At 70.9% G+C, this 26,220-nt stretch carries 23 protein-coding genes and 1 pseudogene; 12 read left to right on the top strand and 12 right to left on the bottom strand.

Annotated elements, in window-relative coordinates; all coding sequences use genetic code 11:
• Positions 1-88: 88 nt before the first annotated feature.
• Positions 89-820 (top strand): TetR/AcrR family transcriptional regulator C-terminal domain-containing protein, encoded by a 732-nt coding sequence (locus tag ACFZBT_RS37345; protein ID WP_391113806.1) that lies wholly within the window; start codon positions 89-91, stop codon positions 818-820.
• Between the two features lie 14 nt (positions 821-834).
• Here the strand turns inward: ACFZBT_RS37345 and ACFZBT_RS37340 are convergent, their stop codons facing one another.
• Positions 835-1,302: an SseB family protein gene (locus ACFZBT_RS37340; protein ID WP_215120223.1), complete on the bottom strand. Its 468-nt coding sequence runs from the start codon at positions 1,300-1,302 to the stop codon at positions 835-837.
• A gap of 125 nt (positions 1,303-1,427) precedes the next feature.
• Between ACFZBT_RS37340 and ACFZBT_RS37335 the strand changes: the two genes are divergently transcribed.
• The 4 genes from ACFZBT_RS37335 (at position 1,428) to ACFZBT_RS37320 (ending at position 5,934) form a co-directional block, all read left to right on the top strand.
• Positions 1,428-2,246 (top strand): intradiol ring-cleavage dioxygenase, encoded by an 819-nt coding sequence (locus ACFZBT_RS37335; protein ID WP_391113802.1) that lies wholly within the window; start codon positions 1,428-1,430, stop codon positions 2,244-2,246.
• Between the two features lie 135 nt (positions 2,247-2,381).
• Positions 2,382-4,223: an acyl-CoA dehydrogenase C-terminal domain-containing protein gene (locus ACFZBT_RS37330; RefSeq protein WP_391113800.1), complete on the top strand. Its 1,842-nt coding sequence runs from the start codon at positions 2,382-2,384 to the stop codon at positions 4,221-4,223.
• 75 nt (positions 4,224-4,298) lie between these two features.
• Entirely contained in the window at positions 4,299-5,597 is a 1,299-nt protein-coding gene (locus ACFZBT_RS37325) for a M18 family aminopeptidase (RefSeq protein WP_391113797.1), read from the top strand.
• A 91-nt stretch (positions 5,598-5,688) separates the two neighbouring features.
• On the top strand, positions 5,689-5,934 hold the full coding sequence (locus ACFZBT_RS37320; RefSeq protein WP_391113794.1) for a DUF6458 family protein: 246 nt from the start codon (positions 5,689-5,691) through the stop codon (positions 5,932-5,934).
• 21 nt (positions 5,935-5,955) lie between these two features.
• Here the strand turns inward: ACFZBT_RS37320 and ACFZBT_RS37315 are convergent, their stop codons facing one another.
• A complete protein-coding gene (locus ACFZBT_RS37315; protein ID WP_391113791.1) occupies positions 5,956-7,773 on the bottom strand; it encodes a thioredoxin-like domain-containing protein in 1,818 nt (605 codons plus the stop codon).
• A 29-nt stretch (positions 7,774-7,802) separates the two neighbouring features.
• Positions 7,803-8,195: a cupin domain-containing protein gene (locus ACFZBT_RS37310; RefSeq protein WP_391113788.1), complete on the bottom strand. Its 393-nt coding sequence runs from the start codon at positions 8,193-8,195 to the stop codon at positions 7,803-7,805.
• Between the two features lie 52 nt (positions 8,196-8,247).
• On the opposite strand from ACFZBT_RS37310, the gene ACFZBT_RS37305 reads away from it, so the two are divergent.
• Together ACFZBT_RS37305 and ACFZBT_RS37300 are read left to right on the top strand one after the other, a co-directional pair.
• Positions 8,248-9,246: a helix-turn-helix domain-containing protein gene (locus ACFZBT_RS37305; protein ID WP_391113785.1), complete on the top strand. Its 999-nt coding sequence runs from the start codon at positions 8,248-8,250 to the stop codon at positions 9,244-9,246.
• The gene (locus tag ACFZBT_RS37300; RefSeq protein WP_189727106.1) at positions 9,243-9,734 is read left to right on the top strand and encodes an LURP-one-related/scramblase family protein; all 492 of its coding nucleotides are present in this window, start codon (positions 9,243-9,245) and stop codon (positions 9,732-9,734) included. The genes ACFZBT_RS37305 and ACFZBT_RS37300 overlap by 4 nt, the downstream gene beginning before the upstream one ends.
• 19 nt (positions 9,735-9,753) lie before the next feature.
• Here ACFZBT_RS37300 and ACFZBT_RS37295 read toward each other — a convergent pair whose 3' ends face one another.
• The gene (locus tag ACFZBT_RS37295; protein ID WP_391113780.1) at positions 9,754-10,575 is read right to left on the bottom strand and encodes a nitrilase-related carbon-nitrogen hydrolase; all 822 of its coding nucleotides are present in this window, start codon (positions 10,573-10,575) and stop codon (positions 9,754-9,756) included.
• A 193-nt stretch (positions 10,576-10,768) separates the two neighbouring features.
• Between ACFZBT_RS37295 and ACFZBT_RS37290 the strand changes: the two genes are divergently transcribed.
• Both ACFZBT_RS37290 and ACFZBT_RS37285 read left to right on the top strand, forming a co-directional pair.
• Positions 10,769-11,593, top strand: a complete 825-nt coding sequence (locus tag ACFZBT_RS37290) for a maleylpyruvate isomerase family mycothiol-dependent enzyme (RefSeq protein ID WP_391113777.1) — start codon at positions 10,769-10,771, stop codon at positions 11,591-11,593.
• 182 nt (positions 11,594-11,775) lie between these two features.
• On the top strand, positions 11,776-12,510 hold the full coding sequence (locus ACFZBT_RS37285) for a methyltransferase (protein WP_391113774.1): 735 nt from the start codon (positions 11,776-11,778) through the stop codon (positions 12,508-12,510).
• 6 nt (positions 12,511-12,516) lie between these two features.
• Here the strand turns inward: ACFZBT_RS37285 and ACFZBT_RS37280 are convergent, their stop codons facing one another.
• Both ACFZBT_RS37280 and ACFZBT_RS37275 read right to left on the bottom strand, forming a co-directional pair.
• Entirely contained in the window at positions 12,517-13,812 is a 1,296-nt protein-coding gene (locus tag ACFZBT_RS37280) for an MFS transporter (RefSeq protein WP_391113771.1), read from the bottom strand.
• Positions 13,809-14,459, bottom strand: a complete 651-nt coding sequence (locus ACFZBT_RS37275) for an FCD domain-containing protein (protein ID WP_391113768.1) — start codon at positions 14,457-14,459, stop codon at positions 13,809-13,811. Before ACFZBT_RS37275 ends, ACFZBT_RS37280 begins: the two co-directional genes overlap by 4 nt.
• Positions 14,460-14,678: 219 nt before the next feature.
• Between ACFZBT_RS37275 and ACFZBT_RS37270 the strand changes: the two genes are divergently transcribed.
• Entirely contained in the window at positions 14,679-15,578 is a 900-nt protein-coding gene (locus tag ACFZBT_RS37270) for a serine hydrolase (RefSeq protein WP_391113765.1), read from the top strand.
• An 87-nt stretch (positions 15,579-15,665) separates the two neighbouring features.
• Here ACFZBT_RS37270 and ACFZBT_RS37265 read toward each other — a convergent pair whose 3' ends face one another.
• The 4 genes from ACFZBT_RS37265 to ACFZBT_RS37250 all read right to left on the bottom strand — a co-directional run bounded on the left by ACFZBT_RS37265 (position 15,666) and on the right by ACFZBT_RS37250 (position 21,330).
• Positions 15,666-17,105: a 2-oxo acid dehydrogenase subunit E2 gene (locus ACFZBT_RS37265; protein ID WP_391113762.1), complete on the bottom strand. Its 1,440-nt coding sequence runs from the start codon at positions 17,103-17,105 to the stop codon at positions 15,666-15,668.
• A gap of 10 nt (positions 17,106-17,115) precedes the next feature.
• Positions 17,116-18,093: a transketolase C-terminal domain-containing protein gene (locus ACFZBT_RS37260; RefSeq protein ID WP_391113759.1), complete on the bottom strand. Its 978-nt coding sequence runs from the start codon at positions 18,091-18,093 to the stop codon at positions 17,116-17,118.
• A 1-nt stretch (position 18,094) separates the two neighbouring features.
• Positions 18,095-19,327 (bottom strand): pyruvate dehydrogenase (acetyl-transferring) E1 component subunit alpha, encoded by a 1,233-nt coding sequence (gene pdhA / locus ACFZBT_RS37255; RefSeq protein WP_391113756.1) that lies wholly within the window; start codon positions 19,325-19,327, stop codon positions 18,095-18,097.
• 416 nt (positions 19,328-19,743) lie between these two features.
• Positions 19,744-21,330 carry a protein kinase gene (locus tag ACFZBT_RS37250; protein ID WP_391113754.1) on the bottom strand — a complete coding sequence of 529 codons (1,587 nt, stop codon included), beginning with the start codon at positions 21,328-21,330 and terminating at the stop codon, positions 19,744-19,746.
• Between the two features lie 367 nt (positions 21,331-21,697).
• Between ACFZBT_RS37250 and ACFZBT_RS37245 the strand changes: the two genes are divergently transcribed.
• Positions 21,698-23,341: a protein kinase gene (locus ACFZBT_RS37245; protein WP_391113750.1), complete on the top strand. Its 1,644-nt coding sequence runs from the start codon at positions 21,698-21,700 to the stop codon at positions 23,339-23,341.
• A gap of 83 nt (positions 23,342-23,424) precedes the next feature.
• Here ACFZBT_RS37245 and ACFZBT_RS37240 read toward each other — a convergent pair whose 3' ends face one another.
• Positions 23,425-23,967 (bottom strand): proteasome activator, encoded by a 543-nt coding sequence (locus tag ACFZBT_RS37240; RefSeq protein ID WP_391113748.1) that lies wholly within the window; start codon positions 23,965-23,967, stop codon positions 23,425-23,427.
• Between the two features lie 68 nt (positions 23,968-24,035).
• A pseudogene (locus ACFZBT_RS37235) lies at positions 24,036-25,356 on the bottom strand (IS200/IS605 family accessory protein TnpB-related protein); the annotation flags it as partial.
• A 361-nt stretch (positions 25,357-25,717) separates the two neighbouring features.
• On the opposite strand from ACFZBT_RS37235, the gene ACFZBT_RS37230 reads away from it, so the two are divergent.
• Positions 25,718-26,128, top strand: coding sequence for a hypothetical protein (locus tag ACFZBT_RS37230; RefSeq protein ID WP_391113745.1), 411 nt, complete (start codon positions 25,718-25,720; stop codon positions 26,126-26,128).
• The last annotated feature ends 92 nt before the right edge of the window (positions 26,129-26,220 follow it).

Genomic DNA, 26,220 nt, shown 5'->3' with positions numbered 1-26,220 from the left:
AATGCGCACGCTGTTCGCACGAAGGCTCGAGAACGCGAAGGCTCGAGAACGCGATGGCTCAAGAAGAGGCCCACCAGGAGGAACCCCGATGAGCAGGACGAAGGACAAGAACCCCATCCCGTCCGTATGGGCCCGCGAACAGCGCCGCCCCGACCAGCCCGCGCTCAGCAGGGACGCGATCGTGCGCGAGGCGATCGCGATGCTCGACGCCGACGGCATCGAGGCGCTCAGCATGCGCAAGCTCGGCGCCCGCCTGAACGCGGGCGCGACCTCCCTGTACCGGCACGTCGCCACCAAGGACGAGCTGATGGAGCTCGCGGTGGACGAGGTCGCCGCCGAGATCCACGTCCCGCGGGCCGGCGGCCCCGACTGGCGCGCGGCGGTGACCGAGGCCGCGGGGTCCTTCCGTACGACGGCGCTACGGCACCCCTGGCTGACCCTGGTCCTGGGCCAGGCCGGGCTCGCCTACCTCGGGCCCAACTACATGGCCTTCTCCGAGCGGCTCGCGGCGCTGTTCACGGCGGCGGGGTTCCCCGAGCCGAGCCGCGCGATCGACGCGGTCTTCTCCTACGTCATCGGCATGAGCACCACGGAGGCCGCCTGGCTCACCACGGTCGCCCGCTCCGGCGAGACCGAGGCGGAGTTCGTCACCCGGCTGCTGCCCGCGGCCCGCGAGGCCTCCGCCGACTACGACCACCTGGCGGCCGCCGACGCCCGGAACGCCGACAAGCCCGTGGACCCAGCCCGCATCCGGGACGACAAGTTCACCTACGGCCTGGAGGTCGTCCTGGACGGCCTGGCGCTGCGCCTGCCGGAGTAAGGGGGAGGCTGGGCTCAGCCGCCGTACATCCGCCGCATCGCGAACTCGACCATCTGCTCGACGGCCTTCGCGTCGAACACCATCCGGTGCTCGCCCTCCATGTCGAGGACGAAGCCGTAGCCGGTCGGCAGCAGGTCCAGCACCTCGGAACCGGTGATCACGAAGTACTTGGACTCCTTGCCCGCGTACCGGCGCAGCTCCTTGAGCGTGCTGAACATCGGGATCACGGGCTGCTGGGTGTTGTGCAGCGCGAGGAAGCCGGGGTTGTCGCCGCGCGGGCAGTAGACCTTCGAGGTCGCGAAGGCCTGCTGGAAATCCTCCGCCGCCATCTGCCCGGTCGTGAACGCGCGCACCGCGTCCGTCAGGGAGGGCGGGGACGGCTCGGGGTACAGCGGCGGCTGCTGCCCGTACCCGCCGGACATCGGCTGCTGCGGAGGGGCGTACTGCCCTTGCGGGCCCGCTGTCTGGTCGTAGCCGTACATGGGCGCAAGCGTACCGAGAGCGGCGGGGCGGGCGGGCCGGTACGGGGGGTCCCGGCGAACCGACAGCGACTTGACAGCCGCAGACCTGTGGATCGCGACGGCCTTCCGCTCATAGCGTCGGTGACATGAACGGACGCCATGACGAGGGCCCGCACGAGCACGACAAAGGCCTCTCCTACGACCTCCCCGTCCTGGCCCGCCGCCGGATGATCCGGCTGATGGCGGGCGCGAGCCTGCTCCCGCTGGTGGGCTGCACCCCGGAGGAGAAGACCCCGGCGGCCTCCTCGTCCTCCTCCGCTTCCTCGTCCGCCGCCTGCGCGGAGATCCCCGAGGAGACGGCCGGGCCCTTCCCGGGCGACGGCTCGAACGGCGTGAACGTCCTGAAGGAGAGCGGGGTGGTCCGCGGTGACATCACCCGGAGTTTCGGCGACTCGGCGGGCGGCACCGCGGCGGGCGTCCCGCTGACGATCACCCTCACGGTGGTGGACGCGGCCTCCGGCTGCGGGACGCCGAAGCGGGGCGCCGCCGTCTACCTCTGGCACTGCGACCGGGAGGGCAACTACTCCCTGTACTCGGAGGGCGTCACCGAGGAGAACTACCTGCGGGGCGTCCAGGAGACGGACGAGAAGGGCCAGGTCACCTTCCGGAGCATCTTCCCCGGCTGCTACCAGGGCCGCTGGCCGCACATCCACTTCGAGGTCTACGGCAGCCTGGCCGACGCCACGGCCGCCACGTCGATCACCAACACCTCGCAGCTCGCCTTCCCCAAGGACGTCTGCGACACCGTGTACGCCACGGAGGGCTACGGCGCGAGCGTCCGCAACCTGAGCGGCCTCTCCCTGGAGAGCGACGGCATCTTCAGCGACGGCCATCAGCAGCAGCTGGCCAGGATGACGGGCGGTACAGGGTCCGGCTACACCGCGGAACTGACCGTTCCGGTGTGACCTGTCACAGATGACAGGTTCGGGGTTGCTTCTTATTACCGACGGGTAGCATCATCGTAGCTACTTGTTGGTACGTGAACTAGCGCGAGGATCCAGTGCCTCGCCGATCTCTCTACGGAGCCGGGAGCCGTCGCCATGGGGCACTACAAGTCGAATCTCCGCGACATCGAGTTCAACCTCTTCGAGGTACTCGGGCGGGACAAGGTGTACGGCACCGGTCCGTTCGAGGAGATGGACGTCGAGACCGCGAAGAGCATCCTGGAGGAGCTGACCCGCCTCTCGGAGAACGAGCTGGCCGAGTCCTTCATCGACGCCGACCGCAACCCTCCGGTCTTCGACCCCGAGACCAACACCGCCCCGGTCCCGGCGTCCTTCAAGAAGAGCTACCAGGCCTTCATGGACTCCGAGTACTGGCGCCTCGGCCTGCCCGAGGAGATCGGCGGCACCACCTCGCCCCGCTCCCTGATCTGGGCCTACGCCGAGCTGATCCTGGGCGCCAACCCGGCCGTCTGGATGTACTCCTCGGGCCCGGCCTTCGCCGGCATCCTCTTCGAGGAGGGCAACGAGGTCCAGAAGCACATAGCCCAGGTCGCCACGGAGAAGCAGTGGGGCTCCACCATGGTGCTCACCGAGCCCGACGCGGGCTCCGACGTGGGCGCCGGCCGCACCAAGGCCGTGCAGCAGGAGGACGGCTCCTGGCACATCGAGGGCGTGAAGCGCTTCATCACGTCCGGTGAGCACGACATGTCGGAGAACATCCTCCACTACGTGCTGGCCCGCCCCGAGGGCGCCGGCCCCGGCACCAAGGGCCTGTCCCTCTTCCTCGTCCCGAAGTACCTCTTCGACTTCGAGACCGGCGAGCTGGGCGAGCGCAACGGCGTCTACGCCACCAACGTCGAGCACAAGATGGGCCTGAAGGCCTCCAACACCTGCGAGATGACCTTCGGCGACCAGCACCCCGCCAAGGGCTGGCTGATCGGCGACAAGCACGACGGCATCCGCCAGATGTTCCGCATCATCGAGTTCGCCCGCATGATGGTCGGCACGAAGGCGATCTCCACGCTGTCGACGGGCTACCTGAACGCGCTGGAGTACGCCAAGGAGCGCGTCCAGGGCCCCGACCTCGCCAACTTCATGGACAAGACCGCGCCCAAGGTCACCGTCACCCACCACCCCGACGTGCGCCGCTCGCTGATGACGCAGAAGGCCTACGCGGAGGGCATGCGGGCGCTGGTCCTCCACACCGCCTCCGTCCAGGACGAGATCCAGATCAAGGAGGCCGCGGGCGAGGACATCTCCGCCCTGGAGGCCCTGAACGACCTGCTCCTGCCCATCGTCAAGGGCTACGGCTCCGAGAAGGGCTACGAGCAGCTCGCCCAGTCGCTGCAGACCTTCGGCGGCTCCGGCTTCCTCCAGGAGTACCCGATCGAGCAGTACATCCGGGACTCCAAGATCGACACCCTCTACGAGGGCACCACGGCGATCCAGGGCCAGGACTTCTTCTTCCGGAAGATCGTCCGCAACCAGGGCGCCGCGCTGAACTCCCTCGCCGAGGACATCAAGAAGTTCCTGGCCGTGGGCACCGGCGGCGAGGAGCTGTCGTCGGCCCGCGAGCACCTCGCCAAGGCGGCCGTCGAGCTGGAGGCCATCGTCGGCCTGATGCTGACCGACCTCGCGTCCACCGAGCAGGACGTCAAGAACATCTACAAGGTCGGGCTCAACACCACCCGCCTGCTGATGGCCTCCGGTGACGTCGTCGTCGGCTACCTGCTGCTCAAGGGCGCCGCGGTCGCCGCCGAGAAGCTGGAGGCGGCCTCCACCAAGGCGATCTCCGCCAAGGACACGGCCTTCTACCAGGGCAAGATCGCCGCGGCGAAGTTCTTCGCGGCCAACGTCCTGCCCGGCGTCACCCTGGCCCGCAAGGTCGCCGAGGGCGTCGAGCTGGACCTGATGGAGCTGGACGAGTCCGCGTTCTAGTCCCGCCCAGTCCGCTGTTCGAGGGCCTGTTCCCTTCCCCGGGAACGGGCCCTCGTCCGTCGTTAAAGTGAACCCATGACCGAACGAGCCCGCTTCGACCGCGGCCACACCGACGACCTCATGACCTTCCTGGCGGCGAGCCCGTCGCCGTACCACGCCGTGGCCACGGCCGCCGAGCGGCTGGAGAAGGCGGGCTTCCGGCAGGTCGCGGAGACGGACGCCTGGGACGGGACGCACGGCGGCAAGTACGTGCTGCGCGGCGGCGCGATCGTCGCCTGGTACGTACCGGAGGGCGCCGCGCCCCACACGCCGTTCCGGATCGTCGGCGCCCACACCGACTCCCCCAACCTGCGCGTCAAGCCCCTCCCCGACACCGGGGCGCACGGCTGGCGCCAGGTCGCCGTGGAGATCTACGGCGGGCCGCTGCTCAACTCCTGGCTGGACCGCGACCTGGGCCTCGCGGGCCGCCTCACCCTGCGCGACGGCTCCACGCGCCTGGTCAACGTCGACCGCCCGCTGCTGCGCGTCCCGCAACTCGCCATCCACCTGGACCGCTCGGTGACGGCGGACGGCCTGAAACTCGACAAGCAGCGGCACATGCAGCCCATCTGGGGCCTGGGCAACGACGTCCGCGACGGCGACCTGATCGCCTTCCTTGAGGAGACGGCCGGCCTCCCCGCGGGCGAGGTCACCGGCTGGGACCTGATGACGCACTCCGTGGAACCGCCCGCCTATCTGGGCCGCGACCGCGAACTGCTGGCCGCCCCCCGCATGGACAACCTCCTCTCGGTCCACTCCGGCACGGCGGCCCTGGCAGCGGTGGCCTCGTCACCGTCGAAGCCGGCGTCCATCCCGGTCCTGGCCGCCTTCGACCACGAGGAGAACGGCTCCCAGTCCGACACCGGCGCGGACGGCCCGCTGCTCGGAAACGTGCTGGAGCGCTCGGTGTTCGCCCGCGGCGGCTCCTTCGAGGACCGCGCCCGCGCCTTCGCCGGCACGGTCTGCCTGTCCTCCGACACGGGCCACGCCGTCCACCCCAACTACGCCGAGCGGCACGACCCGACACACCACCCGCGCGTCAACGGCGGCCCGATCCTCAAGGTCAACGTCAACAACCGCTACGCCACGGACGGTTCGGGCCGCGCCGAGTTCACGGCGGCCTGCGAGCAGGCGGGCGTGCCCTTCCAGTCGTTCGTCTCCAACAACTCCATGCCCTGCGGCACCACGATCGGCCCGATCACCGCCGCCCGGCACGGCATCAGGACCGTCGACATCGGCGTGGCCATCCTGTCGATGCACAGCGCCCGCGAACTGTGCGGCGCCGACGACCCGTTCCTCCTCGCGAACGCCCTGACGGCGTTTCTGGAGAGGTAGAACAGGCCGTCACCGCATGGGTGTTCCCCGCGGGGGTACCCGGTGTACGGGCCGGAACGACCGGACCGGACCGTACAGGGAGGCGACACACATGGGCCTCGGCGGATGCATCATCCTCATCGCCGTGGGAGCCATCCTCACGTTCGCGACCGACTGGGACATGCAGGGGGTCAACCTCGACCTGGTCGGCATCATCCTGATGATCGTCGGACTGATCGGCGTCACCACGTTCAGCAGCATCGCCCGGCGCCGGCGCGTGGTGGTGCCCCCCACGACGCCGGTCGTGAACGACGGACGACCCCCACGCGACGGCTACAGCGACGGGTACGGGGCGTGACGCCCTGCCGGATCCCGCGGATCAGGCGTCCATCCCGGCCAGCACCAGCGGAAGCCGGTCCGTCCCCGCCTCGGTGAGGCGGACGGGTACGCCCCAGTCCTGCTGGTGGACGTGACAGGCCGGGTACTCGTTGTCCGGGTCGTCGTCGCAGGAGGCGGCCATCGCGGAGACATGCAGCACACCCTCCTCCACGGCAGGGTCGAGTTCGAGGACGCGGGAGAGATCGGTTCCCGCGCCCTCGCCGCTGCGCAGCAGCTCCGGCGGGGTCGACGAGACGAGCAGGCGCGTCGAGGGCCCGTAGCGGGTGTCCAGCTTCTGGCCCGCCGGGGCCTGGAAGATCACGTCCAGCCGGAGCCGCCCGGGGGCGACTTCGGTGGCCTCCCGCTGCGTGCGGTGAGCGACCTCCGGCACCTTCACCGCCTCCTCCGGCAGCCGCAGCCGGGTCAGCCGGTGCCGGGCCGACTCCACGACCACGATGTCGTCGCCGGCGAGCACCGCGTCGCTGGGCTCGCGCAGGTCCGTGGCCAGGGTCGTCACCTCGCCGGTCGCGGGGTCGTAGCGGCGCAGGGCGTGGTTGTAGGTGTCGGAGACGGCGACGGACCCGTCCGGCAGGGCGGTGACGCCCAGCGGATGCTGGAGCAGGGCCTGTCCGGCGGCGCCGTCCCGGTGCCCGAAGTCGAACAGGCCGGTGCCGACGGCGGTGTGGACGGAACCGTCCGGCTCCACCCAGCGCAGGGCCGACGTCTCGGAGTCGGCGAGCCAGAGCCGCCCGGGCGTGGCCGCCAGCCCGGACGGCTGCGCGAACCAGGCCTCGCCGCCCGGCCCGTCGACGAGCCCCTCGTTGGTGGTCCCGGCGGTGACGGCCACCGTCCCCTCGACCGGGTCGTACGCCCACAGCTGATGCACACCGGCCATGGCGATCCACACCCTGTCCTGCCACAGGGCGACGTCCCAGGGGGAGGAGAGGTCGACCTCGCGGGCCGGGCCCGAGGTGGGTGAGCCCTGCCACCACTGCCGGCCGGTGCCGGCGAGGGTGGTCACCTCACCGGTGGTGAGGTCCAGCCGCCGCAGCGCGTGATTGACGGTGTCGGCGACGACCACCGACCCGTCGTCGAGCAGTGCGAGCCCCTGCGGCTCGTTGAAGGCGGCCTCGTCGGCGGGGCCGTCGGCGAACCCGCGCGCACCCGACCCGATCCTCCGCACCACACTCTCGCCGTCCTCGGCGAGCTCCACCAGCTGATGCCGGGTGGTGTCGCTGACCAGGAAGTTCCCCGACGGCAGCGGCACGGCCTTCCCCGGGAACCGCAGCACCGTCGGCTCCGGCTCCGGCGCCACATACGGCCCGTCACCGCGCCGCAGCGTGCCCTTGGCGGCGTGCTCGTCCTCCAGCTCCTCGACCAGCCGCTCGATGGCGTGCACATGCCCCTCACCGGCGTGCTGCGCGACGACATACCCCTCCGGGTCGATCACGACCAGCGTCGGCCAGGCCCGCACGGCGTACTGCTTCCAGGTCGCGAGCTCCGGGTCGTCGAGCACCGGATGCTCCACCCCGTACCGCTCCACGGCGTCGACGACCGCCTGATGCTCGGCCTCGTGCACGAACTTCGGCGAGTGCACACCGATGACGACGACCGTGTCCCGGTGCTTCTCCTCCAGCTCACGGAGCTCGTCGAGGACGTGCAGGCAGTTCACGCAACAAAACGTCCAGAAATCCAGGATGACGATGCGTCCCCGCAGGTCGGCGAGGGTGTACTGCTGCCCGCCCGTGTTCAGCCAGCCGCCCTTGCCGGTCAGCTCGGGGGCGCGGACACGGGCGCGTCGGGGTGCGGAGTGGTCCATGTGCCCAGGGTGCCATCCGTCACTGACAGTCAGCCCAGCGCGTGCCCCGTCGTGGCGTCCACATGGTCCGGGACGTCGTCGTGACGGTCGCCGACCGTGAGGGTGCCGGTGGGTTCGAACATGAGGATCGCGGTCGGGACGGGCGCGTACGGCTTGTGCTCGGTGCCGCGCGGGACCGTGAAGACGCTGCCCTTCGGGAGGACGACCGTACGTTCGCCGGACGGTTCGCGCAGGCCGAGGTGCAGCTCGCCGTCGAGGACGAGGAAGAACTCGTCGGTGTGGTCGTGGACGTGCCAGACGTGCTCGCCCTCGACCTTGGCCACGCGGACGTCGTAGTCGTTGACGGCGGTGACGATGCGGGGGCTCCACTGCTCGGAGAAGGTGGCCAGGGCGTGGGCGAGGGAGACGGGTTCCTGGGTCATGAGGTGATCCTGCGGGGTGCCGGGCAGGCCGCGCGAGTGCTAGGAATCGCACATGGCGAAAGAATCCTCGCAGCGTCCGCACCGGGTCGCCGTGATCGTCGACGAGGGCACCAACCCGTTCGAGGTCGGGGTGGCCACCGAGCTGTTCGGGCTGCCGCGGCCGGAGCTGGGGCTCCCGGGGCCGCTGTACGAGGTGACGCTGTGCGCGCCCGCGCCGGAGACCCGGATGAACCACGGCTTCTTCACGCTCACCGGCGTCGCCGGCCTGGACGCCGTCGCGGAGGCGGACACGCTGGTCGTGCCCGGCCGGCCGGACAACGTCGTCCCGCGCGTCCCCGCCGTACTCGACGCCATCCGGCACGCACACGCGCGTGGCGCCCGGGTGATGAGCTTCTGCACCGGCACCTTCGCCCTCGCCGAGGCCGGGCTGCTGGACGGGCGGCGGGCCGCCACGCACTGGCGCTGGGCGGACTCCTTCCGCCTGCTGCACCCGAAGGTGCTGCTGGAGCCGGACGTCCTGTTCGTCGACGAGGGCGACATCCTCACGGCCGCCGGCAGCGCCGCCGCCCTCGATCTCGGGCTGTACGTCTGGCGGCGTGACCACGGCGCCGAGATCGCCAACCACGTCTCCCGGCGCCTGGTGTTCGCCGCGCACCGCGACGGCGGGCAGCGCCAGTTCGTGGAGCGGCCCGTCCCGGACGTGCGGGACGAGTCCCTGGCCCCGCTGCTGGCGTGGGCGCAGGAGCGGCTGGGCGAGCCGCTGGCCGTGGCGGACCTGGCCGCACGCGCGCGTGTCAGCCCCGCCACGCTCCACCGCCGCTTCCGCGCCCAGCTCGGCACGACCCCGCTCGCGTGGCTCACCGGGGAGCGCGTGGCGCTGGCCTGCCGCCTGATCGAGCGGGGCGAGGAGCGACTGGACGTGGTGGCGGCCAGGAGCGGTCTCGGTACGGCCGCCAACCTGCGGGCCCGGCTGCGGCGGGCGACCGGCCTCAGCCCGTCGGCCTACAGACGGCGTTTCGGAACCGGCGGCGGGGAAGCCCTGGTCTCATGAGATTCCTCGTGTACGACCGGCTTCTCGGCTTCGGTGACGACTACTGGATCGAGGACGAGCGCGGCAGCAAGGTGTTCCTCGTCGACGGCAAGGCGCTGCGGCTGCGGGACACCTGGGAGCTGAAGGACACCCAGGGCCGCGTCCTCGTCGACATCCACCAGAAGATGCTCGCCCTGCGCGACACGATGGTGCTCCAGCGGGCCGGGGAGCCGCTGGCGACGATCCGCAGGAAACGGCTGTCCCTGCTGCGCAACCACTACCGGGTGTCCCTGGCCGACGGCAACGAACTGGACGTCAGCGGCAAGATCCTCGACCGGGAGTTCGCCGTCGAGTACGACGGGGAGCTGCTCGCGGTGATCTCCCGGCGCTGGCTGACCCTGCGGGACACCTACGGCGTGGACGTCGTCCGCGAGGACGCCGATCCGGCGCTGCTGATCGCGGTGGCGGTGTGTGTCATCCACCTGGCGGAGAAGGAGCGTGAGGACTGAGCCGCCCGAACCCCTGTCCTCAGGGCCTGCGCGGGGGCTCCAGCCCCAGCAGCCGGTCCTTCAGCGCCGGGAACTGCTCCCGGGTCGTGGCGACCTTCCCCGGGTCGAACTCCACCGTGAGGACCTCCTCGTCGGCGCCGGCCCGGGCCAGCACCTCGCCCCAGGGATCGACCACGATCGAGTGACCGGCCTGCGGAACTCCGGCATGCGTCCCGGCCGTTCCACACGCGACGACGAAGGACTGGTTCTCGACGGCCCGTGCCTGGGCCAGCAGCGTCCAGTGGGACCGGCGGCGCTCCGGCCAGCCCGCCGACACCACGAGCGTCTCTGCACCGGCGTCGACGAGACCGCGGAAGAGCTCGGGGAAACGGAGGTCGTAACAGGTGGACAGACCCAGGACGGTCTCCGGCAGACGCACCGTCACCAGCTCGGCGCCCGCGCCCATCAGCACGGCCTCGCCCTTGTCGAAGCCGAAGCGGTGGATCTTGCGGTAGGCGGCGGCCAGGTCGCCGGAGGGGGAGAAGACGAGGGAGGTGTTGTAGAGCGGTCCGTCGCCCGCGGCGGAGCCGCTGTCGGATGCAGAACGCTCGGGGATGGAGCCGGCGTGCAGCCACACGCCCGCGTCGCTCGCGGCCTTCGCCATCGCCTCGTACGTCGGCCCTTCGAGCGGCTCGGCCTCGCGCCCGAACTCCTCGTAGGCGAACGCACCCGTGGTCCACAGCTCCGGCAGGACGACGAGATCGGCACCTGCCTGCTCCCGGACGAGCGACGCCACCCGCCGTCGGCGTGATTCGACCGATTCGCCCTCGTCTACGGCGATCTGGATCACAGAGGCGCGCACACTACCACCGTCCTGGCATTCGACCCGTCCACATGGGCTTCCCCCCGGGCCTACGATCGTCACACGAAAGCACTGCCGGGGTGCCTCACAGCAGCGTAACTTAGCTGCCAAGACACCCGCCGACAGCCGCCACCTCCCACTGGCAACGCCGCCACCACCTGCCCGTGCACCGACCGCCGAGGGGTCCCGTTCCGTGAGTCTGCATCCCACCCTCCAGCCCTACGCCGACGCCTGGACCCACTCCATCGAAGCGATATCCGAGCTGCTCCAGCCGCTCGCGGAGGCCGAGTGGAACCGGCGGACGCCGTGCCCCGGGTGGTCGGTGCGGGACGTGGTCTCCCATGTCATCGGCCTGGACTGCGAGATGCTCGGCGACCCGCGCCCCATCCACACGCTCCCGCGTGACCTCTTCCACGTGACGAACGACCACCAGCGCTACATGGAGATGCAGGTCGACGTCCGCCGTCACCACACGTCGCCGGAGATGACCTCCGAGCTGGAGTACGTGATCATCCGCCGCAACCGCCAACTGCGGAACGAGTCGCGTGACCCGGGCACCAAGGTGCGCGGCCCGCTGGGTACGGAGCTGACCCTCGAGGAGTCCATGCGCCGGCACGCCTTCGACGTGTGGACGCACGAGCAGGACCTGCGCACCGCCCTCGGCCGGCCCGGCAACCTCGACTCCCCCGGCGCGCACGTCGCCCGTGACGTGCTGCTCTCCGAACTCCCGCGCGTGGTCGCCGAGAACGCCCAGGCGCCGCGCAGCTCGGCCGTCGTCTTCGACGTGCACGGGCCCATCGAGTTCCTGCGCACGATCCGCGTCGACATCCAGGGCCGCGGCACCCTCGAAACGGCCCCCGCCCTCGGCCCCGCCGCGACCCTCACCCTCGACTGGGAGACCTACGTCCGCCTGGCCTGCGGCCGCGTGACCCCGGAGGCGGTGTCCGACCGCCTCAAGACGGAGGGCGACCCGGACCTGACGACAGCGATCCTCCGCAACTTCACAGTGACGCAGTAGGAGCCCCCGGCTGCGGGCATGCGCGCCGCCCCAGCTGCGGGCATGCGTGCCGCTAAGGGCGGCACGGGTGGGCGCAGCGGCACCCCGCTACGCCGGGCTGCGCACCCACCCGGCCCCGGCACCAACCCCCGGGCCCGAAAACCCCATGCCGCCGCCCCACCCCCGCCCGTAGCGTCCCCGGCATGACCCCACCCCACCGCACCCGCCTCACCTTCCACGGCCCGTTGTCCGAGGCCCGAGCAGACCGCCTCGTACAACGGCTCGCCGGAACCACCCCCACCACCGTGCTGGACATCGGCTGCGGTCGAGGCGAACTCATGCTGCGCGTCCTGGAAGCCACACCGCAGGCCACCGGCCTCGGTATCGACCTCGACGCCCGGGACCTCTCACGCGGCCGGCAAGAAGCGGAACGACGGCACCTCACGGCCCGGGCCCGCTTCCTCGAGGAGTCCGCCACCGCAACCGGCCACGGCCCAGCCGACCTCGTGCTGTGCGTCGGCGCCAGCCAAGCCCTCGGTGACCGTCTCCCCAAGGCCCTGGCCGAACTCCGCCGGCTCGTCACCGACGGCGGCCGTGTCCTGCTCGGCGAAGGGTTCTGGCAGCGCACCCCGACCCCGGCCGAACTGTCCCGCATGTGGCCGGACGCCGCCGTCACCGACCACCCCGACCTCGCGACCCTCGTGGACCTGGCGATCGAGGCCGGGTTCAGGCCGGAGTGGACGGAGACCGCGAGCCTCGACGAGTGGGAGGAGTTCGAGTCGGCGTATCTCGCGGACGTCGAGGTGTGGCTCGCCGAGCACCCCGGGCACCCGCTCGCGGCCGAGACCAGGGAGCGTGCCGACCGGCACCGTGCCCGGTGGCTGACGTACCGCGGTGTCCTGGGGCTGGCCTACCTCACCCTCGTACCGGCCGCCTGACACCCGTCACACCGGCACGTGCACCGTCTCCACCCGGCTCGCCACCAGGCGTTCCCGCTCCCTGCGCGCCGCACGCTTCCGCAGGCGCAGGATCTGGCTGACGCCGAGTGCCTGGAGCACGAACACCGCGGAGAAGGCGACGCGGTAGTCGCCGCCGGTGGCGTCCAGCAGGACCCCGACGGCGAACAGCGTGGTCATGGAGGCCACGAAGCCGCCCATGTTGGTGATGCCGGAGGCGGTGCCCTGCCGTTCGGGCGGGTTGGCCGGGCGGGCGAAGTCGAAGCCGATCATCGACGCGGGCCCGCACGCCCCGAGGACCGTGCACAGCGCGATCAGCAGCCACATCGGGGCGTGCTCGCCGGGGTAGGCGAGTGTCGCCGCCCACAGGGCCGCCGTGGTGCCGACCGTGCCGAGCGCGATGGGCAGCCGCGCCCCGTGGTGCCGGGCGACGATCTGGCCGTAGACCATGCCGACGCCCATGTTCGACAGCACGACGAGCGTGAGGAGTTCACCGGCGGTGGCACGGGACAGCCCCTGGGCCTCGACCAGGAACGGCAGGCCCCACAGCAGCAGGAAGACCATCGCGGGGAACTGGGTCGTGAAGTGCACCCACATCCCGAGCCGGGTCCCCGGCTCCCGCCAGGAGGCGGCGATCTGGCGTCGTACGTAGGCCGGACCCTGGTGCGGGAGCGGCTCCGGCTCGTGACCCTCCGGGTGGTCCTTGAGGAACAGCAGCACCAGCACGAGCACCACGGCCCCGGCGACGGCGCTGCCCGCGAACGCCGCCGTCCAGCCGATGCCGTGCAGCAGCCGGGCCAGGACGAGCGTGGAGACGAGGTTGCCCGCCATGCCCACCAGGCCCGCGAACTGGGCGACGAGCGGCCCGCGCCGGGCCGGGAACCACCGGGTGCCCAGCCGCAGCACGCTGATGAAGGTCAGCGCGTCACCGCAGCCGAGCAGCGCCCGGGAGGCGAGCGCCATGCCGTACGACGGGGAGAACGCGAAGCCGACCTGCCCCGCCGTGAACAGCACCGCCCCCAGTGCCAGCACCTTCTTGGTGCCGAGCCGGTCGACGAGCAGGCCGACGGGTATCTGCATGCCGGCGTAGACCAGCAGCTGGAGGATGGAGAAGGTGGACAGGGCGGAGGCGTTGACGTGGAAGCGGTCGGCGGCGTCGAGGCCGGCCACGCCCAGGGACGTGCGGAAGATGACCGCGACGAAGTAGACCGAGACGCCCGTGCCCCAGACGGCCAGTGCGCGACGGCCGCCCGGAGGATCGCCCGGCAGTGTGCCGACGCTCATCGGACCTCCCCCCGGGCCAGGTGCGAGAACCAGCTGACGTGGCGGTGGACGAGCCCGACGGCCGCCTCGGCGTCCCCGGAGCGCAGCGCTTGAAGGATCTCCTCGTGTTCGGTGAGGGTCTTGGCGATGCGGTCGGGGTGGGAGTGCAGGACAGCGACGCCCATGCGCAGCTGGCGGTCGCGCAGCTGGTCGTAGAGGCGGGAGAGGATCTCGTTCCCGCCGCTGCGGACGATCTCGGCGTGGAAGCAGCGGTCGGTGACGGCGGCCGCGGCGAGGTCTCCGGCGGCGGCCTGCTCCTTCTGCCGGGCGAGGAGCGCTTCGAGGCGCTCGATGAGCCCGGGGGGCGCGTGCACGGCCTTGCGCGCCGCGTGTTCCTCGACGAGCAGCCGGGTCTCCACGACATCGGCGATCTCCTGCGCGGAGACGGGCAGGACGAGGGCTCCCTTTTTCGGGTAGAGCCTGATCAGTCCCTCGACCTCCAGCCGGAGCAGCGCCTCGCGCACCGGGGTGCGGGAGACACCGACGGCCTCGGCGAGTTCGCCCTCGGTGAGCAGGGTCCCGCCCTCGTAGCGGCGCTCCAGGACACCCTGCTTGACGTGGGTGTACACGCGGTCGGCGGCGGGAGGGTGCTTCACGGCCAAGGTCATGCCGACAGCATAGATACAACAGGTACGCATGGATGTATCCGTCCGCGATGCGGACTCACGCGGCCTCGAATGTCACACGTCTGTGGCAAAGGGCGGGTCCCCCTCGGCAACGGCACAACCAACTGTGCTAGTTACAAGTCAGACACGTGCGGCTCCCCTTCCCCTCGTCCTCAATTCGGCCGCACACCTGGGGCATTCAACGTAATCGGGGTACTTCACTTGATAACCGGCATTAAGGGCACCCGTCTCCGTAGAGCCGCGGCCGTCGCCGTCACCACCGGCGCCATGCTCGCGACCGGAGCCCTCACCGTTGCGCCGGCGCAGGCCGCCACGGCGCCCACGATCGCCGCCAAGGGCGGCTACGTGATGAACAACGCGACCGGCAAGTCGCTCTACACCAAGGCTGCCGACACGCGCCGCTCCACCGGCTCGACCACCAAGATCATGACGGCCCTGGTGGTGCTGAAGCAGTCGAACCTCAACCTGGACAGCAAGGTCACGGTCCAGAAGGCGTACAGCGACTACATCGTCGACAACAACTGGGCGTCCAACGCCAAGTTGATCGTCGGCGACAAGGTCACCGTCCGCCAGCTGCTGTACGGGCTGATGCTGCCGTCCGGCTGCGACGCGGCGTACGCCCTCGCCGACAAGTTCGGCTCGGGCTCGACGCGGGCGGCGCGCGTGAAGTCGTTCATCGGCAAGATGAACACCACGGCCAAGAACCTGGGTCTGAAGAACACCCACTTCGACTCGTTCGACGGCATCGGCCGGGGCAGCAACTACTCCACGCCGCGCGACCTGACGAAGCTCGCCAGCAACGCCATGAAGAACTCCACGTTCCGCACGGTCGTCAAGACGAAGAAGTACACGGCGAAGACGACCACGAAGTCCGGCGGAACGCGGACGATGGCCCCGTGGGAGAACACCAACCCGCTGCTCGCGAGCTACACCGGCGCGATCGGCGTGAAGACCGGTTCCGGCCCGGAGGCCAAGTACTGCCTGGTCTTCGCGGCCACGCGGAACGGCAAGACGGTCATCGGCACGGTTCTCGCCTCGACCGACGGGCCCACCCGCAAGTCGGACGCGACGAAGCTGCTCAACTACGGCTTCGCCCAGTAGGACAGGCACCACGGAAGGGGGGCGCACCGCCGTCGGCGGTGCGCCCCCCTTCGCCTGCCCCGGAAGCTCGGGCCGCGGCGGCCGGCCTCACGCCCAGGTGATCAGCCGCTTCGGCTGCTCCAGGATCGCCGCCACGTCCGCCAGGACCTTCGAGCCCAGCTCGCCGTCGACCAGGCGGTGGTCGAAGGACAGGGCCAGGGTGGTGACCTGGCGGGGCTTCACCTTGCCCTTGTGGACCCACGGCTGGAGCTTGATCGCGCCGACCGCGAGGATCGCGGACTCGCCGGGGTTGAGGATCGGCGTGCCCGTGTCGACGCCGAAGACACCGACGTTGGTGATCGTCACCGTGCCGCCCTGCATGGCCGCCGGGGACGTCTTGCCGTCCCGGGCCGTCGACACCAGCTCGCCCAGCGACTCGGCCAGCTGCGGCAGGGTCTGGGCGTGGGCGTCCTTGATGTTCGGGACGATCAGACCGCGCGGCGTCGCGGCCGCGATGCCCAGGTTCACGTAGTGCTTGACCACGATCTCCTGGGCGGCCTCGTCCCAGGACGCGTTGACGTCCGGGTTGCGCCGGATCGCGACGAGCAGGGCCTTGGAGATCAGCAGGAGGGGGTTCACGCGCAGGCCCGCGAACTCCTTGTCCTCCTTCAGCTCCTCGACCAGCTTCATCGTGCGCGTCACGTCGACCGTCACGAACTCCGTGACATGCGGCGCCGTGAACGCCGAGCCGACCATCGCCGCCGCCGTCGCCTTGCGGACGCCCTTGACCGGGATGCGGCTCTCGCGGCCCGTGTCGTACGACACGGCGGCCGGCGCGGGGGCCGGGGCGGCGGTCGCGGGGACGGCGGGGACCGTCGGCTGCGGTGTCTGCGGCGGGGCCACGGCCGCGTGCACGTCCTCGCGGGTGATGATGCCGTCCGGGCCGGTCGGGACGATCGTCGTCAGGTCGACGCCCAGGTCCTTGGCCAGCTTGCGGACCGGGGGCTTGGCCAGCGGGCGTTCCTTGACGGCGGAGGCGGCGGGCGACGCCGGGGAGGCGGCCGAGGGCGCCCCTCCATGGCCGTTCAGCTCCGTCTGGATCGCCGTCGAGACCTGCTGGACCGGGACCTGCTGGACCGGGACCTCCGGGCCCTTGCGGGGGCGGCGGCGGGTGGACGAGGCCGCCACCCCGTAGCCGACCAGGACCGGCTGGCGGCCGGAGCCCTCCGTCTTCGGTTCCTCAGTGGCCTGGGGGGCTTCCGCTCGCGGCTCGGCCGGGGCGGCATCTCCGCTCACGTCGACCGCGATGATCGACGTGCCCACGTCCACCGTGGTGCCCTCGGGGAAGTGCAGATCCCTGACCACGCCGTCGTACGGGATGGGCAGCTCGACGGCCGCCTTCGCCGTCTCGACCTCGCACACCACCTGGCCGTCGGTGACCGTGTCGCCGGGCTGGACGAACCACTTGAGGATCTCGGCCTCGGTGAGCCCCTCACCCACGTCCGGCATCTTGAACTCGCGTACGGACGCTTCCGTCATCGTCGTCACGACCCTCTCCTCAGTACGCCAGCGAGCGGTCGACGGCATCCAGCACCCGGTCCAGGTTCGGCAGGTACTCCTCCTCCAGGCGGGCCGGCGGGTACGGCGCGTGGTAGCCGCCGACGCGGAGCACCGGGGCCTCCAGGTGGTAGAAGCAGCGCTCCGTGATCCGGGCGGCGATCTCGGCGCCCGAGCCGAAGAACACCGGGGCCTCATGGACGACGACCAGGCGGCGGGTCTTCTCCACCGACGTCTGGATCGAGTCGAAGTCGAGCGGGGAGACCGAGCGCAGGTCCAGGACCTCCAGGTTCCTGCCCTCCTCGGCGGCCGCGGCCGCGACCTCCTGGCAGAGCTTCACCATCGGGCCGTAGGCGGCGAGGGTGAGGTCGGTGCCCTCGCGGACCACCTGGGCCTTGTGCAGCGGGCCCGGGATCGCCTCGGTGTTGACCTCGGCCTTGTCCCAGTAGCGGCGCTTGGGCTCGAAGAAGATCACCGGGTCGTCGCTCTGGATGGCCTGCTGCATCATCCAGTACGCGTCCGAGGAGTTGGACGGGCTGACGATCTTCAGGCCCGAGACGTGCGCGAAGAGCGCCTCGGGGGACTCCGAGTGGTGCTCCACCGCGCCGATGCCGCCGCCGTAGGGGATGCGCACGACGACCGGGAGCTTGACCTTGCCCAGGGAGCGGGCGTGCATCTTCGCGAGCTGGGTGACGATCTGGTCGTACGCCGGGAAGACGAAGCCGTCGAACTGGATCTCCACCACCGGGCGGTAGCCGCGCAGGGCCAGGCCGATCGCCGTGCCGACGATGCCCGACTCGGCGAGCGGGGTGTCGATGACGCGGCTCTCGCCGAAGTCCTTCTGCAGTCCGTCCGTCACCCGGAAGACGCCGCCGAGCTTGCCGACGTCCTCGCCCATGATCAGGACCTTGGGGTCGGCCTCCAGGGCGTGGCGCAGCGACTCGTTGATCGCTTTGGCTAGTGCCATCTTGTCGGCCATGTCAGTTGCCCCCCTCGTCGGCGAACGACGCCTGGTACGCGGCGAACTGGGCGCGCTCCTCGTCGACGAGCGCGTGTCCGTCCGCGTAGACGTTCTCGAAGATCGCGAAGTGGTCCGGGTCCGGCATGGCACGGACCGCCTCGCGCACTCGTTTGCCCAACGCCTCGGACTCGGCCTCCAGTTCCTCGAAGAATCCCTCGTCCGCGTGGTTTGAGGTCTCCAGGAACCGGCGAAGACGCAGGATCGGGTCCTTCGCCTCCCAGGCCTGGCGCTCCTCGTCACCCCGGTAGCGGCTCGGGTCGTCGGAGGTGGTGTGGGCGCCCATGCGGTAGGTGAACGCCTCGACGAGGGTCGGGCCCTCACCCGCGCGAGCCCGCTCCAGGGCCCAGCGGGTGACCGCGAGGCAGGCGAGCACGTCGTTGCCGTCGACCCGTACGCCCGGGAAGCCGAAGCCCTGCGCGCGCTGGTAGATCGGGACGCGGGACTGCTTCTCGGTGGGCTCGGAGATGGCCCACTGGTTGTTCTGGCAGAAGAACACGACCGGGGCGTTGTAGACCGCGGAGAAGGTGAAGGACTCGGCCACGTCGCCCTGGCTGGAGGCGCCGTCGCCGAAGTAGGCGATCACCGCGCTGTCGGCGCCGTCCTTGGCGACGCCCATCGCGTAGCCGGTGGCGTGCAGCGTCTGGGAGCCGATGACGATCGTGTAGAGCTGGAAGTTGTTGCTGTTGGGGTCCCAGCCGCCGTTGTTCACACCCCGGAACATGCCGAGCAGGTTGGTGGGGTCCACCCCGCGGCACCAGGCGACGCCGTGCTCGCGGTAGGTGGGGAAGACGTAGTCGTCCTCGCGGGTGGCCCGGCCGGAGCCGATCTGGGCGGCCTCCTGGCCGAGCAGCGAGGCCCACAGACCCAGCTCGCCCTGGCGCTGCAGGGAGGTGGCCTCGGCGTCGAAGCGGCGGGTGAGCACCATGTCGCGGTACAGGCCGCGGAGCTCTTCCGGGGTGACATCGGCGACGTACTTGTCGTACACGGCGTTCGCCGCGTGCTTGACGCGCTTGCCCTCGGGCGTCAGCAGCTGCACGAGCTGGGGCTCGGCGGCCTTCTTCGCGGCCGCGGGCTTCTTCGCGGCCGCGGCCTTCTTGGCAGGCGTGCGGGTGGTGCCCTTGGTGCCGGTGGTGCCGGCCTTGCTTCCGGCGCTGCGTCGCGATGTGCGCGCGGCAGTGCTCTCCACGGTCACGTGTGCTCCTCCGTCGGTCCGGCCCCCGGGGTTGCCGGTAGGCCAGTGCGGCTCACCTGTTCTCGACCACCGGGGCACGGGGTGGGTGCCACTCGGCCGGGAACAGGCGTGACAGGTGCCCCGGCGAGCGCCCTGCAACAAGCACGTTACCCAGTGCTCCACATTTCTGTGAAACCCCATCTGACCTGCGATTTTGCTTGGATTTCCAAGTAAATCGGAAAGGCGGGGAAGCGGCCCTGGTCACAGCCTTGCAGGAGGCCGGAGCTACCGCACGTTAACCCGGTGACCCAGGTCACGGGAAGAGTCCACTTGTGGGCGCGCCGAAACGGCACGCGCGCGTGGGGCCCGTTTCCGGGTCCCACGCGCGCGTGGATCGTGCGTTTTCGTTCTTTTCCGCCGTCCGGCGTCCGGGCGGGTCAGCCCTCCGCGCCGGCGACGACGCCGCCGCCCGTGGCGCCCGCGTCCGTGCCGCCCGTGTCGTCCGGCGGCGTCTCCGGGTCCGTGGGCTCCTCGTCGGTCGGCTCGCCGGTCGGCTCCGCGCTGGTCGGCTGGTCCGTCGGCTGGTCCGTCGGCGTCTGCGGAGTGCTCGGGGACGGCGTGTAGGACGGGCTGTACGACGGGGTCCATCCGCCGCCGCCGGAGCTCGTGCCGGTTCCGTCGTCCGTCGACGTGTCGGTCGGCCCGTCCGTCTCCTCGTCGCTCGGCGTCTCGCTCGGAGTCTTCTTCTCCTCCGTCTGCGAGGCGGCCGGCGACTTCTTGTCGTCGGTGGGCGCCTTCGTGCCGCCGCCGGTGTTCTGCAGCGCCAGGGCGACGCCCGCCGCCACGGCGATCACCGCGAGCACCGCGAGGATCCACAGCTTGCCGCGGCCGCTGCCCTTGTTGCCGCGCCCCTCGAAACCGCCGTCGTCCCCGCTGCCGTAGCCGGCGGGGAGTATCGGCGAGGGGATCTGCGCGGTGCCGGAGACATCACCGGGGTGGCCCATCACGGCCGTGTGGGCGAAGCCGCCCGACGGGGTGTTCCGGCCCTCGTGCATGTCGACCGGGCCGGTGTTCCAGGTGCCGGTGTGGCCGCCCTGGTCGTAGAGCATCTGGAGCGCGTACTGGACCAGTCCGCGCATCTCCTCGGCCGTCTGGAATCGGTCGTCGGGCTCCTTGGCGAGGGAGCGCATGACCATGCCGTCCAGCTCCGGCGGGCAGGCGTCGGAGGCCTCGGAGGGCGGCGTCGGGATGTCCTGGACGTGCTGGTAGACCACCGACAGCGGGGTCTCGCCGGTGAACGGCGGGCGCAGCGAGAGGAGTTCGTAGAGCAGGCAGCCCGTGGCGTACAGGTCGGAGCGGTGGTCGACGGCCTTGCCGAGCGCCTGCTCCGGGGACAGGTACTGCGGGGTGCCCATGACCATGCCGGTCTGCGTCATCGTGGACTGCGCGCCGTGCAGGGCGCGGGCGATGCCGAAGTCCATCACCTTCACGGCGCCGTTGTGCGTGATGATGACGTTGGCGGGCTTGATGTCGCGGTGCACGATGCCGTGCTGGTGCGAGTAGGCGAGCGCCTCCAGGACGCCCGAGACGATGATCAGGGCCTGTTCGGGGCCCGGCGCCTCGGCGTTCAGCAGCAGGTCGCGGATGGTGCGGCCCTCGACCAGCTCCATGACGATATAAGGGAGCGGCTGGCCGCCCACGACGTCCTCGCCGGAGTCGTACACGGCGACGATCGCGTGGTGGTTGAGGCCCGCCACCGACTGGGCCTCGCGCGTGAAGCGCGCCTTGGACACCGGGTCCTCGGCGAGGTCGGAGCGGAGCAGCTTGACGGCGACGGTGCGCCCGAGGCGGACGTCCTCGGCCGCGAACACCTCTGCCATGCCGCCCCGGCCGAGTCTGTGGGTCAGCCGGTACCGGCCGTCCCCGACCAACCCGCCGTTACCCCAGGCCTCCGGCGCCTCCGACATGCCGCCGCCACTCGCCTCGGGTTCGGACGGGCCCTGAGCGCGCTGCTGCTGTGCCATCAGTCCTCGCCGTCGTTTCTGCCCGCGGTGCGCGCGGTGTTGTTACGGTCTCCGTCGGCCACGCTACAGCCTCCGCGCAAGCCGCCGGTCCGAGACGGGTGCCGGGACCGGCACGGGACGGACGCGCCATGAAACCTTTACTCAGCACTCTCGTGCAAATTCTGTGTAGCGGCCGCACGTCAGCGGTAACGCTTCCGCGACGCTTCTTTCGCGTACGGTCACGGAACGGGCACCGAGCTTGACGTGTCCGTGCCCTGGGGCAGACTTGGCCGGGAATGGCGGTTTGGATCAACGACGGATCAGACGGATCCGACGGGTCGGACGGATCAGCGGCAGCTCCTCGAGGAGCCACGGGGGACACGGAAACATGAGCCAGGACGGCGCACAGGGGCAGTACGCGGGGCGGGCGCTCGCCGGTGGCCGCTATCAGCTGCGTGACCTCCTCGGCCAGGGCGGCATGGCCTCGGTGCACCTCGCGTACGACAGCGTGCTCGACCGACAGGTCGCGATCAAGACACTTCACACCGAGCTCGGCCGGGAGCAGGCCTTCCGCGAGCGGTTCCGCCGCGAGGCCCAGTCCGTGGCCAAGCTCACGCACACCAACATCGTCTCGGTCTTCGACACCGGCGAGGACACCCTCGACAACATGACGACGCCGTACATCGTCATGGAGTACGTCGAGGGCCGCCCGCTCGGCTCGGTCCTCGACGAGGACGTGCGGCAGCAGGGCGCGATGCCCGCCGACAAGGCACTGAAGATCACGGCGGATGTGCTGGCCGCGCTGGAGATCAGCCACGAGATGGGCCTGGTCCACCGCGACATCAAGCCGGGCAACGTGATGATGACCAAGCGCGGTGTGGTCAAGGTCATGGACTTCGGCATCGCCCGCGCCATGCAGTCCGGTGTGACGTCCATGACGCAGACCGGCATGGTCGTCGGCACCCCGCAGTACCTCTCGCCGGAACAGGCCCTCGGCCGCGGTGTGGACGCCCGCTCCGACCTGTACTCGGTCGGCATCATGCTGTTCCAACTGGTCACCGGGCGGCTGCCGTTCGAGGCGGACTCGCCGCTGGCCATCGCGTACGCACACGTCCAGGAGGAGCCACCGGTTCCGTCCACGATCAACCGTGCGCTGCCGCCGGCCGTGGACGCGCTGATCGCCCGGGCGCTGAAGAAGAATCCGAACGAGCGTTTCCCCAGCTCCGAGACCATGCGCGACGAGTGCCTGCGGGTGGCGGCGTCGTTCCAGGCCGCCCCGCCGAGCATCGTCCCGGGCACCCAGGCACCGAGCGGCGCGGGCGTCGGCTCGGCCGTGTTCCCGCCGGTCGACCAGGCGCCCCCGGCCGCCTCGGGCCAGGTCCAGACGCCGTACCAGCCGACCCCGCCGCCGAACCCGTACGGCACCCCCGCCCCGTCGGCGCAGTCCCCGGCGTACGGCTATCCGCAGCAGGGCGGCTACCAGGCGCCGCACCAGGGCGCCTACCCCCCGCAGCAGGGCCCGTCGACCCCGCCGCCGTACAACCTCACGCCGCAGAGCGCGCCCGCCTCGCAGGGCGGCGGCAAGAGCAACAAGCCGGTGATCATCGGCTCCGTCATCGTGTCCGTGCTCGCGGTCGGCGGGCTGGTAGCGGCCCTGCTGATGAACGGCGGCGGCGAGGACGACAAGGGCGGGGGCGGCGGCGCGAGCGCCTCGGCCTCGGACGCCCAGAAGCCCGGTTACCGCGGGCCGGACACGACGAAGACGATCGACTCCGAGGAGTGCACGGAGCCGGAGGAGTCGTACAACGACCCCGACAAGATCCAGATCCCGGACTTCAAGTTCATGAACATCGCGTCGGTCAAGTCCTGCGCCCAGGCGGCCGGCTGGCAGGTGAGCGTCAAGAACGTGGACGAGAACACCTACGGCCAGGGCACCGTCATGAACCAGTTCCCGTCCAAGGGCACCGATGTCGACCCGGACGACATGCCGGTCATCGAGCTCAACGTCTCGACGGGCAATCCGCCGTCCTGACGCCCCGGACAGCCGGACGACATGAGGAAGGGCCCGGCGGCTTCGGCCGCGGGGCCCTCTTTGTTTTCGGGGGCTGTGGGGGGCTACAGGTACGGTCCGCCGGTACGGGCTCCCGGTTGCTGCTCGTCGAGGCCCTCGTGGCCGACTCCCGGCGGGAGGGCGCGGCGCATCTGCTCCAGCTGGGCGCGGGCGGCCATCTGCTGGGCGAACAGCGTCGTCTGGATCCCGTGGAAGAGCCCTTCGAGCCAGCCGACCAGTTGGGCCTGCGCGATGCGCAGTTCCGCGTCGCTGGGGGTCGTCTCGTCCGTGAAGGGCAGGGAGAGCCGCTCCAGCTCCTCCACCAGCTCGGGCGCCAGACCGTCCTCCAGCTCCTTCACCGAGCTGGCGTGGATCTCCTTGAGCCGGACCCGGCTGGCCTCGTCCAGGGGCGCCACGCGCACTTCCTCCAGCAGCTGCTTGATCATGCTGCCGATCCGCATGACCTTGGCGGGCTGCTCGACCTGTTCCGTGACCGGGATCTCGCGGGAGTCCTCGTCTCCGCTGCCGCCCCCGAGCGCCATGCCGTCCTGGCCGACGACCAGGATCTGCGGGCTCTCCGGCGACCGTTCGTTTCTCGGCATCTCCATGTCGCCATTCTCTCGCACGCCTGCACCTCACCTCCGTGGTACCCCCAGGGGAAGCTGATCCACCGTTCCTATTCAGTGAGCACGAGTGAGTCTTGGACCCATTCCTGATCACTGCGGACATCCCGAACGGTGTTGGGTGTCCTGGTCGCCCGCGTTCGCTCCGCGTCCGGCGGCACGGATCGGGTCCGTGGTCCGGGGATGCGGGGGCGGGGTCCCTCACGCCCTGGGGTGCCTGGTCGGGCCTGGACGGTCCGATGCCCCGCACGATCACTCCGGTCGTGTGGGGGGCGGTGCCGTCCGTCGCCGGATCGGGTGTCCCAGGGCGCGTCTTCCGATCGCCACGGCGGCTGCGTCGTGGCGGGTGGCCTTCCTGGTCGCGGTGGTGAGTGGTTTCTGCCAGTGCTGGGCGCCCCAGCGGCTGGTGTAGGCGGGGTCGACGGCGACGACGGGGATGCCGAGTTCGGCCGCCATGGACACCAGCCGGGCCCGCAGCCGGGCCACCGGCATGCCGGAGATCAGCTTGCGGAAGCGTGTACGGCGGCCGTGCTTCTCCCGGGTGGTCTCGGCCGTGAAGTCCAGATCCTCGATCGCGACGGCGAGGCCATGCCGTTTGGCGAAGTGCAGCAGGCGGGTCAGGGCGTGGCGGACCTGGGCGTCGCGATGGGCGGTGGTGCCGGACAGGTCGTATCCGAAACGCAGGGGCGTGCCGGTGGGGTTGCCGTGCCTGTCGAGGCGCCAGGCGGCCAGGTGGTCGGCGTTGGTGTCCACACCGAGCATGCCGTGTACGCGTGCCGCCGCCAGGGGAAGGGTTGGGGCCGGGGGGATGGTCCAGGAGGCGGTCAGGTACCAGCGACCCCGGCCGGTGTCTTCGTGGATGCGGTAGGCCACGGCCCGGTTGGCTGCCACACGGTCGGCCCACTGCTCGCCCCGGTGCGCGAATGCCACGCGCGCGCTCAGCACGTACCGGCCGTGCGGGGCGTTGGCCAGATACACCAGCGGCGCGGGAAGTTTCAGGGAGACCTCGCCGTCTGGTGTGACGCGGACCGTCTCGTTGCCGTAGCGCTTGCCGGACTCCCCGTCGGCCTGGAGGAACCGGCGTGCGGCCTGCCACCGCTCACGCCACTCCGGCGCACTCAGCCCGGCCGGGTCCAGGTGGTGGCGGGTATTCAGCAGCCGCTTCCCGCCCCGCACCACGCGTACCCGCCCGGCTTCCCAGTCGGCCCGCACCGCCTGAAGACGGTCTTGAAGCACACGCAGACGCCGGGACTTGGCATGCCACTCCCGCCGGGAGCGGTAGCCGCCGGGAGCGTGCTTGGTGCCCTTCTCACCCACCGGCAGCGAGAGCCGGTGGCTGATCGTGGCGATCCCGGCCTGCAGGCACTTGATGTGGAGTCCACCAGAGTGCGCCTGCCGCGCACCCGAACACCCACTCACCGGCGCCAGAACGCACTCAAGCGACGTCGAGCTTGATGGCCAGCTCGTCGCGCGGCGGGCTCGTCCGACCCGGATTGCGCAGCGATTCCGTCCGTCGGCCGAACCCGGAGTGCCGGACGCCCGGGGCGGTGTGAGGCTGATTGCCTCGAAATGACCGAACTTGCCGATCTTGCCCTACCGGGCACGGCGGGAGGGGGTCACCAAAGTGACTCCATGGCTACGCGCACTGCGGGCGACCGGACTGGTGGTCGCCTTGGGGGCGGGTGCGGTCGTCTCACCTTGCGGAGCTGTTCAGGCCTACGGCTCTGTGGGTTCTGTGGGTTCCGTCCTCGCGTACGACGAAGAGGCCGGGGCCATCGCCGCCCCCTCCGCTCCGTCCGCCCCGACTGGCCCGTCATCGTTCGGCGCGCCCTCGCGGGCCGGGAGCCGGGCCGGTGAGGGACGGGAGCGGCCCGGGCGGTCGCAGGAGCCCGAGGAGGAGCGGGAGGCCCATGAGGCCCGTGAAGCCGGTGAGGCTCATGAGGCCACCGCCGTGCCCGAGCCGTCCCGGGAGCAGGCCGTCCCCGAACCCCCCGCACCGACGGACCCGCCTGTACGCGAGGCCGCAGCCCAGGCCGAACGACCTGTCGGGCCTGTGCTGCGGATCCTTCCCCTGGGCAGCGGGCTGGTGCTCATCGGACTCGGCCTGGGCCTGGCGTTCGTCGGCCTCAGGCTGCGGCGCGCTTAGGGCCTGTCGTTTGGATCACGGCGCAGGGAATCGGCAGCACTTCTTCGACGCCGGTGAGCGGGGCCTGGTGCGTGCAGCTGCAAGGCGGAGGA

The organism is Streptomyces sp. NPDC008137, from assembly GCF_042957035.1.
GTDB lineage: Bacteria > Actinomycetota > Actinomycetes > Streptomycetales > Streptomycetaceae > Streptomyces.
The sequence above is the reverse complement of the archived record's forward strand: the minus strand, read 5'-3'. Positions and strand labels throughout refer to the sequence as shown.

Coding starts and splice junctions, on each gene's coding strand:
- ACFZBT_RS37335 (WP_391113802.1), top strand. CDS start 1,428: ATGAACGGACGCCATGACGAGGGCCCGCACGAGCACGACAAAGGCCTC.
- ACFZBT_RS37345 (WP_391113806.1), top strand. CDS start 89: ATGAGCAGGACGAAGGACAAGAACCCCATCCCGTCCGTATGGGCCCGC.
- ACFZBT_RS37320 (WP_391113794.1), top strand. CDS start 5,689: ATGGGCCTCGGCGGATGCATCATCCTCATCGCCGTGGGAGCCATCCTC.
- ACFZBT_RS37310 (WP_391113788.1), bottom strand. CDS start 8,195: ATGACCCAGGAACCCGTCTCCCTCGCCCACGCCCTGGCCACCTTCTCC.
- ACFZBT_RS37330 (WP_391113800.1), top strand. CDS start 2,382: ATGGGGCACTACAAGTCGAATCTCCGCGACATCGAGTTCAACCTCTTC.
- ACFZBT_RS37250 (WP_391113754.1), bottom strand. CDS start 21,330: ATGGCACAGCAGCAGCGCGCTCAGGGCCCGTCCGAACCCGAGGCGAGT.
- ACFZBT_RS37315 (WP_391113791.1), bottom strand. CDS start 7,773: ATGGACCACTCCGCACCCCGACGCGCCCGTGTCCGCGCCCCCGAGCTG.
- ACFZBT_RS37240 (WP_391113748.1), bottom strand. CDS start 23,967: ATGGAGATGCCGAGAAACGAACGGTCGCCGGAGAGCCCGCAGATCCTG.
- ACFZBT_RS37300 (WP_189727106.1), top strand. CDS start 9,243: ATGAGATTCCTCGTGTACGACCGGCTTCTCGGCTTCGGTGACGACTAC.
- ACFZBT_RS37260 (WP_391113759.1), bottom strand. CDS start 18,093: ATGGCCGACAAGATGGCACTAGCCAAAGCGATCAACGAGTCGCTGCGC.
- ACFZBT_RS37325 (WP_391113797.1), top strand. CDS start 4,299: ATGACCGAACGAGCCCGCTTCGACCGCGGCCACACCGACGACCTCATG.
- ACFZBT_RS37305 (WP_391113785.1), top strand. CDS start 8,248: ATGGCGAAAGAATCCTCGCAGCGTCCGCACCGGGTCGCCGTGATCGTC.
- ACFZBT_RS37275 (WP_391113768.1), bottom strand. CDS start 14,459: ATGACCTTGGCCGTGAAGCACCCTCCCGCCGCCGACCGCGTGTACACC.
- ACFZBT_RS37340 (WP_215120223.1), bottom strand. CDS start 1,302: ATGTACGGCTACGACCAGACAGCGGGCCCGCAAGGGCAGTACGCCCCT.
- ACFZBT_RS37280 (WP_391113771.1), bottom strand. CDS start 13,812: ATGAGCGTCGGCACACTGCCGGGCGATCCTCCGGGCGGCCGTCGCGCA.
- ACFZBT_RS37285 (WP_391113774.1), top strand. CDS start 11,776: ATGACCCCACCCCACCGCACCCGCCTCACCTTCCACGGCCCGTTGTCC.
- ACFZBT_RS37245 (WP_391113750.1), top strand. CDS start 21,698: ATGAGCCAGGACGGCGCACAGGGGCAGTACGCGGGGCGGGCGCTCGCC.